At 36.0% G+C, this 11,957-nt stretch carries 7 protein-coding genes and 1 tRNA gene; 4 read left to right on the top strand and 4 right to left on the bottom strand.

Annotated features, from left to right (window positions below):
• Positions 1 to 582, top strand: a 582-nt coding sequence (locus VFS71_RS17780) for a T9SS type A sorting domain-containing protein (protein WP_326402951.1), incomplete at its 5' end; no start/stop codon positions are given.
• A 60-nt stretch (positions 583 to 642) separates the two neighbouring features.
• On the opposite strand, the gene pth is transcribed toward VFS71_RS17780, so the two are convergent.
• The 3 genes from pth to VFS71_RS17765 form a co-directional block, all read right to left on the bottom strand.
• The gene (pth, locus tag VFS71_RS17775) at positions 643 to 1,269 is read right to left on the bottom strand and encodes an aminoacyl-tRNA hydrolase (protein WP_326402950.1); all 627 of its coding nucleotides are present in this window, start codon (positions 1,267 to 1,269) and stop codon (positions 643 to 645) included.
• 244 nt (positions 1,270 to 1,513) lie between these two features.
• Positions 1,514 to 2,122, bottom strand: a complete 609-nt coding sequence (locus tag VFS71_RS17770) for a 50S ribosomal protein L25/general stress protein Ctc (RefSeq protein WP_326402949.1) — start codon at positions 2,120 to 2,122, stop codon at positions 1,514 to 1,516.
• Positions 2,123 to 2,189: 67 nt separating this feature from the next.
• Positions 2,190 to 3,131 carry a ribose-phosphate pyrophosphokinase gene (locus VFS71_RS17765; RefSeq protein ID WP_219317584.1) on the bottom strand — a complete coding sequence of 314 codons (942 nt, stop codon included), beginning with the start codon at positions 3,129 to 3,131 and terminating at the stop codon, positions 2,190 to 2,192.
• A 219-nt stretch (positions 3,132 to 3,350) separates the two neighbouring features.
• Here VFS71_RS17765 and VFS71_RS17760 point away from each other — a divergent pair.
• Positions 3,351 to 3,430 (top strand) — tRNA-Leu (locus VFS71_RS17760).
• 312 nt (positions 3,431 to 3,742) lie between these two features.
• Here VFS71_RS17760 and VFS71_RS17755 read toward each other — a convergent pair.
• The gene (locus tag VFS71_RS17755) at positions 3,743 to 3,925 is read right to left on the bottom strand and encodes a hypothetical protein (RefSeq protein WP_326402948.1); all 183 of its coding nucleotides are present in this window, start codon (positions 3,923 to 3,925) and stop codon (positions 3,743 to 3,745) included.
• 396 nt (positions 3,926 to 4,321) lie between these two features.
• Between VFS71_RS17755 and VFS71_RS17750 the strand changes: the two genes are divergently transcribed.
• Positions 4,322 to 6,247, top strand: coding sequence for a glycoside hydrolase family 97 protein (locus tag VFS71_RS17750; protein WP_326402947.1), 1,926 nt, complete (start codon positions 4,322 to 4,324; stop codon positions 6,245 to 6,247).
• Positions 6,248 to 6,724: 477 nt separating this feature from the next.
• Positions 6,725 to 11,957, top strand: a 5,233-nt coding sequence (locus tag VFS71_RS17745) for a hypothetical protein (protein WP_326402946.1), incomplete at its 3' end; no start/stop codon positions are given.

Genomic DNA, 11,957 nt, shown 5'->3' with positions numbered 1-11,957 from the left:
GGTCTTACACATACCTATTTATCTGATGTTCAGATTGAAGTAGTAAGTCCAAAAGGCACTACTGTGAAGTTGTTTGATAGATCTTGTGGTGCGAGTGATAATAGTTTGATTTTGATTTATGATGATTTGGGTGGCGTTTTGAATTGTGGCTCAACGATCAGTCAAACGGTTGCCCCAGCGGGAATTTTAGCTGCTTTTAATGGTGAAAATCCGGGAGGAACATGGAAATTAAGATTTATTGATGTAGGCGGAGGTGATACAGGGACAATTGATTCGGCATCTATACAAATTTGTTCAAGCACTTATGCTACTCTGGCAACGCCAAGTTTTGAAATTAATGATTTTGTTTTGTATCCAAATCCGAATAAAGGGGATTTTAATATTCGTTTTTCAAGTTCCAATACAACGAACGTTCAGGTTTTTGTAACCGATATGTTGGGTAGAAAAATATATCAGAAGGATTTTGAAAATACTGGAGATTTTAACCAAAATATTCAATTGAAGAATGCAGCAGCGGGAACTTATATAGTTACTGTTGTAGATGGAGATAGAAAAGGTGTTTCTAAGATTATAGTGGAATAGATTTTTTAGACTTATAAGGTAAAAAGGGAGACATTTGAATGTCTCCCTTTTTATTTTTACTTATTTTCCGTTGAATGTGGTCATGGTGCTTTCAAGTCCTGCCGTTCCGAAAGATTTAATGATTTCGGAAGCGAGTTCCAGTCTTTCAGGAAGTTTAGCTTTTTCGTTGTCATCCCAATCTCCCAATACATAATCTACTTGTTGTCCTTTTTTGAATTCGTCGCTGATACCAAATCTAAAGCGGGTGTATTCTTGTGTGTTCAGAACGAGATTGATATTTTTGAGTCCGTTGTGGCCTCCATCGCTGCCTTTTTTACGGATGCGAATGGTTCCGAACGAAAGATTTAAATCATCGGTAATGACAAAGATGTTTTCTAGCGGAATATTTTCTTTGTCCATCCAATATTTTACAGCTTTCCCACTCAAATTCATATATGTGTTGGGTTTTAGAAGTAAAAAGGTTCTTCCTTTAAATTTGTATTCGGCGAGTGCTCCCAGTTTTACGGTTTCGAATGAAAGTCCTTCTTTCTTAGCTAGGAAATCTACGATTTTGAAACCAATGTTGTGTCGGGTGTTTACGTATTCGGAGCCAATGTTGCCAAGGCCAACGATTAAAAATTTCTTCATATTATCTATGTTCTCTTCTGTTTTTGGTGATGAAAACAGGTTTTGCATCCATTTTATCATGCTGCAAAAATAGTGTAAAAAGAATAAAGAGGAAAGGACCAAGAGAAGTTTGATTATTTGTTACCAAAAGTGTACTATGTCTCTCTTTTAGCCCCGATGGGAGGGAAAATCCTTTTATTTTTTTAATAAAAGATTTGGAAGGACAGCGGGAATCTGGCTTCCTAAAATGCCTAATATTTCGCTTCGACTCAAAAAAAAAGCACCAGTTGTGAAACTGATGCTTTTGATATAGATTGAAAAAGTATTATTTTTTCTTTTTTGCAGGAGCTTTTGCTGCTTTTGCTGCTTCTTGAGCTGCTTTCATAGCCGCACGAGAGATCTTCACTTGACAAATTACTGTATTGTCTGGGTGCATGATTTTGAAGTTTGGTGTTGGCACTTTAGTAACATATAATTTGTTACCCATGTCAAGAGGTGTAATGTCAGCTTCAACGAAATCTGGAAGATTTTTTGGTAAAGCTCTTACTTTTAATTTACGGTTGTTCAAACGTAAATCTCCACCTGCCATAACTCCTTTTGAGTTACCAACGATTTTTACTGGAACTTCCATAGTGATTTCTTTGTCATCGTGGATTTGAAAGAAGTCAATGTGTAAAATTTTGTCAGATACCGGGTGAACCTGAATATCTTGTAAAACTGCGTTGAAGGTTTTTCCATTTCCAAGTTCAATCACAACTGTGTGCGCGTTTGGAGTGTAAACCAAGTTCTTGAAAGCTATAACTTCCGCTGAAAAATGAACTGCTTGACTTCCTCCGTATAATACGCAAGGAACCAATCCAGCATTACGTAAGGCTTTAGTAGCTACTTTGCCCACGCTTTCTCTTTCTGATCCTTTAATTGTAATCGATTTCATTGTAAATATTTATATAGTTATTAATTAAACTCTTATTATAGTTGCTTTTTGTTTTTGGTGTAACGAATTACATTAAAAACTTCCCGCTAATGGAATTGTTGTGGTGTACCATATGCATTACTTCAGCAAAAAGAGGTGCACAACTCACTACTCTTATTTTGTTGGATTGTTTTTTCAACGGAATAGAATCGGTTACGATTAGTTCCAACAATTTTGAATTTTCTATTTTTTCGTAAGCACCACCAGATAATATGGCGTGTGTACAAATGGCTCTAACGCTTAAGGCTCCTTTTTCGATCATTAAATCGGCGGCTTTCGCCAAAGTTCCTCCCGTGTCAATCATGTCATCCACTAAGATTACATTTTTGCCTTTTACTTCTCCGATAAGCTCCATTGTTTCGATAACGTTGGCAGCTTTTCTTTGCTTGTAACAGATTACTACTTCAGAATTTAAGAATTTAGAATAGGCGTAAGCTCTTTTCGATCCTCCCATATCTGGTGAAGCAATCATTAAATTGTCTAGACCTAAACTTTCTACGTATGGTAAAAAGATTGTGGATGCAAAAAGGTGATCTACCGGTTTCTCGAAGAATCCTTGTATTTGATCAGCATGCAAATCCATGGTCATTATTCTTGTTGCTCCTGCAGCATCTAGTAAATTAGCTACTAGTTTGGCTCCAATCGGCACTCTTGGTTTGTCTTTTCTGTCTTGTCTTGCCCAACCGAAGTAAGGTATAACAGCTGTAATGTGTCTTGCTGATGCGCGTTTTGCAGCGTCAATCATCAACAATAATTCCATTAAATTATCGGCAGTTGGAAAAGTTGAACAAACGATAAAAACACGTAACCCTCTGATTGATTCTTCATAAGAAGGTTGAAACTCACCATCACTATAAGTAGACATGGTAACTTTTCCCATTGGGATTCCGTATTCCTTTGCAATTTTCTCTGCAAGATATTCACTTTTTGAACAAGCAAAAATTTTAGCTTCTGGTTCTAGGTGTGACATTTAATTTGTTGTTTTGTAGTTAGTTGTGAATTCCTTTTTTTAGGAGGTGCAAATTTAGAAAATAAAATCAACTCTGAAAGGAAAAATTTAAGTATTTTTATTAGAATGTTTAAAAATATTTTTTACATTTGCACCGTGTTAAAGGAAAAGATAATTGTTAATATTAATTGTCTCTTTATTGCGTTTGGGATGATTGTTTATTATTCCATGTCTAGCTAAGCCCGGATGGCGGAATTGGTAGACGCGCTGGTCTCAAACACCTGTGGGAAACCGTGCCGGTTCGACTCCGGCTCCGGGTACAAAAACCTCTTCGAAAGAAGGGGTTTTTTTGGTTTTAGATGGTTAAATTCGACTTTTTTTGACCTTTTTTGTTATAGCTATTGTATTAAATGACTGGTCATGCAGTAGATAAAAAAAATATTTTTTGATTTATGATTTTCAAGAATCTAAAGAGAAGTTAGTTTTCGGTTCCTGAATTATTGTTAATTTTTGGATATTATTCCTGGTTTTTCGGTCTAATGAATTTGCTATATGGAATGCTGTAGAATTAATTTATTAAACCGAGTAGAGTTTTAAAGTAATTTTTTTTATAATTTTTTGAGTTTAATGGTTTAGTTTAGTCCTCTTAATTTATGTTCTTTTTCTAGTGTATAGTGTTTATTGCACAAACCAATACTGCTCCAATTGGTTTCTTTTCCACATATTGTGCATTTTCCTGAATATACATAGTCTCTTTTAGATGAACAACCCATTATTGCAAATAATAGTATGATACCTAATATTAATTTTTTCATAGTTTACTTTTTTGAAGCCGCAAAAATATGTTAATAAAAGATAAAAAAATAGATTAATTACAGTGGATTTTATCTTTATTTGAAGATGTAGTTTTATTACTACCGTAAAGATGAGTATGTTGTAAATATTCTTATTTTTTGATTTGTTAAATGCTTAGTTATTGTTTTTTTTGTTAACAAAATAGGTAGTTGGGTTTGTGTCTTGCTTCGATGAAATTCTCAAAATTTTGATTTCAATATCAAATTTTATTGTTAGAGTTTTCTTTTCTAAATTCGTTTTTTTTTTTTTTGAAAATTATAAGTATTTTACAATCAATGTCATATTTTTTTGTGTATTATTATTTATAATGTTTTTTTTGTTGTAAACTTGTAAGTGTAAAATAAACACTTATAATTATGAAGAAAATATGCACTATCATTTTATTGGCTTTTTCACTAACTTCATTTGCTGAAAACCTCGCTAATTATTCGTTTGTCAATGCTGACAAAACGATAAAAGTTGAATTCAATTTGAGTACGAAGAAAACACCCTATTATAAAGTTTTCTTTAAAAATAAATTGGTTATCAATAATTCAGAGCTTGGAATTGTTCGGGAAGATGGTAATTTTTATACAGATATGAAGATTGTTAAAGTGTCCGAAGCGAAAGCTGTTCAGTCTTCTTATAGTATGCTTCAGGGGAAGAGAAAAAACATCAACTATGCTGCCAATCAATATACAGTGACTTTACAAAACAGTGTCGGAGAGGATATGGAAATCATTTTTCAGATTTCATATGATGGAGTTGCTTTGCGCTATCATTTTCCTAAAACGTCCAATGACATTAAAAAAATAACCGAAGAGAAAACCACTTATAATTTTGATGCTACCACAAAAGCGTGGCTACAACCGATGTCCAAAGCTAAAACGGGTTGGAAAGAAACCAATCCGTCCTATGAAGAACATTATTCTATGGGAGTCCCTGTAAATACGAAGCCAGCCATTGGAGAAGGTTGGGTGTATCCTGCTCTGTTCAATGCCAATGATGCTTGGATTTTGATTACCGAAACAGGATTGCAAGACAATTACTGCGGAAGCCGATTGGTTTATAATGATGCCTCAAAAGCATTGCAGGTTACTTTTCCGCAAAAGGAGGAGATTTTTCCAAACGGCGCTCTTAATCCAGAATCGCAACTGCCATGGTATACGCCTTGGCGAATTATAACTATAGGCTCTTTAAAAACAATTACAGAAAGTACGCTTGGAACCGATTTAGCTGATCCTGCCATTCCTATGGATGCATCTTTTGTTAAAAGTGGATTGTCTTCCTGGAGTTGGGTTTTACTGAAAGACGATTCGGTTAATTTCGAAACTACCTTGCAGTTTATTGATTATGCTTCTAGTATGAATTGGCCGTATTGCTTGATTGATGCTGATTGGGATACTCGAATTGGTGATGCTAAAATGAAAGAGTTGGTGGCTTATGCCAAAGGAAAAAACGTTAAACTACTGGTTTGGTACAATTCATCAGGACCTTGGAATAGTACAGAATATCATCCGAAAGGGAAATTGTTGACACATACAGATAGAGATAAAGAATTTTCAAGATTAAACGAACTGGGAATTGCTGGAGTCAAAGTCGATTTTTTTGGAGGTGATGGTCAGTCGATGATTGCTTATTATCATGCAATGCTGAAAGATGCAGCGGCGCGTCAATTGTTAATCAATTTTCACGGAGCAACTTTGCCCAGAGGTTTGCAACGAACCTATCCTAATTTACTAACTACTGAGGCGGTAAAAGGATACGAGTACATTACCTTTTTTCAAGATATTGCGGATTTGGCTCCAAGCCACTGCTCGATGCTTCCGTTTGCTAGAAATGTTTTTGATCCAATGGATTTTACTCCAATGGTGTTGGATTCGATTCCAAATATCAAACGCAAAACGACACCTGCTTTTGAGTTGGCTTTGCCTGTTTTGTTTTTGTCTGGAATTCAGCACATTGCTGAAATTCCTGTAGGCATGGCTAAAATGCCGAAATATGTTGTGGATTATCTAAAAGACATTCCGACCAATTGGGATGATTCGAAATTTATAGATGGTTACCCAGGCAAGTATATCGTTATGGCCAGAAAAAAAGATAATGTTTGGCATATCGTAGGTATTAATGGAGAAAATAAAGCCAAAGTAATAGAAATTGATTTATCGTTTGTAATCAATGATTCTGGTTATGTTATTTTTGAAAATGAGAAGGGTTTTCAACAGCAGATGATTGCAAAATCTAAAAACAAAAAACTTAAAGTGGTAATGAAATCTAGTGGAGGTTTTGTGGTGAAGATGTAGCGTAAAGGAAAATTTGAGTTTAGTTAATTCAGGAATGCCAGTACGGCAAAATAGTGCACGCATTATTTTGTCGTACTGGCATTCCTGCTTGTTTTAACAGTTCAATCTAGTTTTCTTTTTTATACCCTTGTGCTTTGTTGGATTCTTAGGTTTTTCAAATTGAAAAACAAAGAGTTAGTTTATAGTCTGACTATTTAGTTGTGAAATTATTCTGTATTTTATTAAAGTGTTGAATTGGTTTTTTGACATAAATAAGGTGGTGATAAAAAAATCGACCAAACATATTTTTTAATCGATTAAAGTGCAAATTATTAAGAAAAAGTAGCGGTAAGCTACTAATTTATGAACATTTATGAAGACTACATCGTTGTAGTTTTATTGCGAAAAAAAAGTCATTGTTGCAAAGTAAATAAAGGTTTACTTTTAAAGCCTTGGAAGTTATCAAATCGTTATTTTTTTAACAATAAATCTAGGTTGATGAAAATAAAACTACGTTTAATTTTACTAATTGTTATTATTTTAAGCAATAAAATAATTGCTGCAAATCTTGAGAATTTAACATTATTAGTTAAAAACAAAGAAGAAGTAGTGCTTCTAAAAAGCACTAAAAATAAAACACAAGCCGATAAAATTTCCCGTAAAAAGCGCGACATTTTAGCAGTGGTTACTCCGCCTACAACTGTTGCGGGAAGTTCTTGTGGTCCTGGTATCATTAATCTTTCGGCTACAGGAGCTAGTGGGGATATTATAGAATGGTATGCAAGTCAAACCAGTTCAACGGTTTTGGCTACTGGAAATATTTATAGTCCCACAGTATCAGTTACAACTACTTTTTATGTGTCTGCTAGATCAGGTCTAGGGACCAGTACACGCGTTCCTGTGGTGGCATCGGTATATAATATTCCACCAGCAGTTTCTTTGTCATCAAATCCAGCAAATAATACTTTGAATCCTTTGTGTTTAGGGACCTCAATAACATTTACTGCTAACGGTGGTGCCGATTTATTTGAATTTTCGGTTGATGGTGTTGTCAAACAAGCAATGTCAAGCAGCAGAGTTTATACTACAAATTCTTTAACCAATGGGCAAATAGTAAGTGTTCGATCTCGATATGCAGTGACATTGGATGGATCTCTTACAGAAAATGCATGGGGAACAGGTCCTTTAGAGGATAATGTTCTTTCAGCAACATTATCTGGACTAGCTGCAAATGGATATATAAATGCTTTAAAAATAAGTCCAACAGAAGATAAATTGGTTTTTGGTATTGCTGGTAAAGCTATAAATTACAGAAGAATTATGATTTTTCTGGATACCAAGGCAGGAGGATTTAATGTTTCCAATTATGGAGATGAAAATGGATCGCTTCCAGATGTAAGGGCTTTTAATTATTTTAACAATAACCCAAGTACTTTTGATTCTTATTTTACTGCTGATTACTGTATTGCTATTGCCACAGATGCTGGTGAAACAAATTATTATGCCGATGTAATTGAATTGAAAACAGGGAATTCTACGAAAACCTATTTGGGTACAGCCGCTACAGGATCTCCAACTGCTGTGATGGGAGTCAATAAAAACAATACAGGAATTTCTGATTATAATTTGGGATTCGAAGTTGAGGTTTCTAAAGCATTAGTTGGATATACCGGTGGGGATGTTAAGTTTTTTGCCTTTACAATGCAGGACAACACTTCGTCCAATTATAATGTGACCAACTCATTTTTGAGTCCGGCTACAAGGACGAGTGATTATGGGAGTGGAGCCATTGATTATAATTTGGAATCACCAAATCCAGTTATTGTGGCAGGAGCGGCTTTGACTCCTTGTTATTCTACCGATAGTATGTCTATGAATTTTGTGGCTAATCCAACTGTTGCCACAGTAGGAGGAAATCAATCTAGATGTTCTTTAACTAGTGCGGTTCTTGGGGGAAATACACCATCAATAGGAGTGGGAGTTTGGTCTAAAAAATCGGGACCAGGGACGGTTACTTTTAGTGATAGTTCACTTGGAAATGCTATTGCTACTGTTAGTGCTGCCGGAACCTATGTTTTTACATGGACAATCTCTAATGGTCAATGCTCTGTTTCATCTGCTGATATTACTGTCGTTTATAACGTTACGGATGCTCCAACAGGTTTGTCTAATCAAAATTTTTGTAAACTGAATAACCCAAAAGTGTCTGATTTGGTTGCAACTGGGAATAACATAGAATGGTTTACAACGGCTAATGGAGGAACTGCACTTCCTGTCAGTACAGATTTGGTGACTGGTCCCTATTTTGCTGAGCAAACGAATGCAATAACTTCCTGTAAAAGTATTTCCCGTTTGCAAGTAAATGTTATTGTCGATAATCCAGCTGGACCGACAGTAGCAGCGACGCAAACGTTTTGTAACACTGCAAAAATATCTGATTTGGTGGCAACAGGGACGGCTGTAAAATGGTATGCAGCTCCTACAGGCGATTTGCCATTAGATCCCAATACAGATTTGGTAAATGGTGAAACTTATTATGCTACTCAAACATTAACAGGAACTCTTTCTTGTGAGAGCTTTCCAAGAAATTCATCCACAATAGCAATAAATACAACAGCTGTTCCAACTGGTTCTGGTTCTCAGACTGTTTGTAATGCTGGAACAATAGCCAATTTAGTAGCGTCTGGATTAGGTACAATTAAATGGTATGCCAATTTAAATGGAGGGAGTCCTCTTTTAAGTTCTGAGGTTTTGGTTTCAGGAACTACTTACTATGCTTCTCAAGCCATTGGAACTTGTGAAAGTGCTTCTAGATATGCAAATACTGTTACTATAAATAATCCTGTGATTCCAACAAGTGGAGGAAATCAATCTGTTTGTGCAACTAGCCCATTACAGACGCTAACTGCAACTGCAACTGTTTCAACAGGGACTATTGTTTGGTATGATTCCATGACAAATGGAAATGTAGTTACGAGTCCAGTCTGGAATTCAGTTGGTTCAATTACTTATTTTGCTCAAAACAATATTGCATCCTGTTCTAGTATTTCAAGAACGGCTGTTACATTAGAAATAAAAGATTCTCCATTTTTGAATGTAACAACAAAAACGTGTTCGGCTGATTTATTAAGCTATACTGTAGATTTCACCGTTGCAAGTGGTAGTGTGATTACAAGGGTTCCAGCCGTTGGTGTGATAGTCGGGAATTCGATTACAAGTATTCCTGCAGGTACAAATATTACAATTAATGCTGATAAAGGAAATGGATGTGTTGAATCTTTTGCTGTAACAGCTCCCAATTGTACTTGTGCAGTTATAAGTAATCCGGTAAGTGCTGGGGATAAATCTATTTGCGAAGGACAGGCAAATCCAGTTTTGTCAGCCACAGTTAACGCGGGAGAAAATATTGATTGGTATAGTAACAACAGTGGAGGAGTTCCTTTGATAGCTAATAGTCTTACTTATGCGCCAACTGTAATATTGCCAGGGGTATATACCTATTATGCAGAAGCTAGAAAAACGGTTGACGGTTGTTTAAGCTCCAGTAGAACAGCTGTATCATTAACCATTAATTCGCAATCAAAACCAAGTGGTTCCGCAATTCAAACATTTTGTGAATCTCAAAACGCTAAAGTTGGAGATTTATTAGCTATTGGAACTGGAATAAAATGGTATGCAGATGCCGTTGGAGGGACTCCACTTTCCAGTGCAGATGCATTAATAGATGCAGAGGATTATTATGCTTCGCAAACAGCAACAACAGGTTTGCTTTGTGAAAGTTTTGATAGATTAAAGGTAATTGTTACTATTAATAAACCAGCTGCCCCAACAACGACTGTTGCCAGTCCTGTTTTTTGTAACTCAGGAACAGTGGCTGATTTAATAGTTACGGGAACCAATGTGAAATGGTATGATTCTCTAGGAACTTTATTAACTCCAAGTTCAATATTGACAGATGGTGTTTATTCGGCTACACAAACTGTATCCGGTTGTGAAAGTGTACCGAAGCTAAATGTAGCAGTTACTATTAATAAGCCTTCTGCAATAACGATAAGTGGAAGTCTGACTTTTTGTGAATCTGAAAATGCAATTGTTGCTTCTCTTACCGCTAAAGCTACTTCTGGAACTAATATACAATGGTACTCATCGGCTACAGGAAATACACCATTGTTGAGCTCAAGCCCTTTAATTGATGGCTCTTATTATGGTTCTCAAACGGTATCAGGTTGCGAAAGTACACCTAGAGTTGTAGTAGATGTTACAATAAATGCTCCATCAAGCCCAACAGGCGATGGAATACAATTGTTCTGTTCAAGTCAATCTGCTAAAATAACGGATTTAGTAGTTTCGGGTAGCACTCCGATTTTATGGTATAATGCGGCAATTGCTGGTGGTTCTTTGCCTGTGACAACTTCTTTGGTAGATGGGACAAAGTATTATGCCACTCAAAATGTTTCAGGTTGCGAAAGTGTGAATCGTCTTGAAATTTCGGTAGTAATAGTTGATCCCTTAGCTCCAACAATTACTTCGGCAAATCCACTTTTTTGCGAATCCCAAAATGCAACGCTTAATTCGATTGTTTTAAATGGAATCATAAATAATTCAAATATAATTTGGTATGATGCTTTAAATGGAGGGACAATTTTACCTTCAAATACTTTAATTGTTACTGGGGGCGATTATTATGTAGTACAACAATCTACAACACCTCTAATTGGTTGTGAAAGTATCAATAGATTAAAGGTAAGTCCTATTTTAGACAAGCAACAACTCGCTATTATCAATAGTATTACCCAACCAACATGTGCAGTAAATACAGGAAGCATTTTATTTAGCGGATTGCCAACAACTGGAAATTGGACTATCATTCCATCAACGGGTACTCCTGTAATTGGTTCGGGTACTAGTTATTTGTTTCTAGGTTTAGCAGCAGCCTCGGATTATACTTTTAAAGTTTCAAATGCCAATGGTTGTACCTCTGTAGCCTCAACTGCTGTTGTGAAAATAAACGCTATTCCTACAGCTCCATTAATCCCGACCCTTTCCAATAGGATTCAGCCTACTTGTGCAATTCCATCGGGGACTATTGTAATAACTCCTCAACAAGGGATGGAATATAGTTTGGACGGAATCAATTATCAATCCTCTACTGTTTTTGAGTTTTTGTCTCCAGGTGACTATACAATGTATGTTAGAAATATATTGGATTTTACCTGTTCGGCAGTATCAATAACTACTTTGAGAATCAATGGTATTCCTACCGCTCCAACTGTACCTACCTCTCTAAGTGTCGTTCAACCTACTTGTGCAACGCCATCAGGAGCTGTGACATTTAGTCCTCAAACAGGAATGGAATACAGTTTGGACGGAACAACGTATCAATTACCAAATGTATTTAATAATCTTGTCCCAAATGACTACACGCTTTATGTTCGAAACAATGCCGATGCAACCTGCTTAGCTACATCTGCAAGTGCTACGAGAATCAATGCTGTTCCTTCAGCTCCAGTGGTTCCAACTACTCTAAGTGTAGTTCAGCCTACTTGTGCAATACCATCAGGTACCGTAACAATTATTTCTCAAGCTGGGATGGAATACAGTTTGGACGGAACAACGTACCAATTACCAAATGTGTTTAATGGTCTTGTACCAAATGATTATATGCTTTATGTTCGAAACACTGTGGATGCTAGCTGTTCGGCGATATCTGCAAGTGCTTCGAGAATCAACA

The organism is Flavobacterium sp., from assembly GCF_035760125.1.
In the GTDB taxonomy this organism is placed as follows: Bacteria; Bacteroidota; Bacteroidia; order Flavobacteriales; family Flavobacteriaceae; genus Flavobacterium.
Note: the sequence above shows the minus strand (reverse complement) of the source record. Positions and strands in the feature narration are given on the sequence as shown.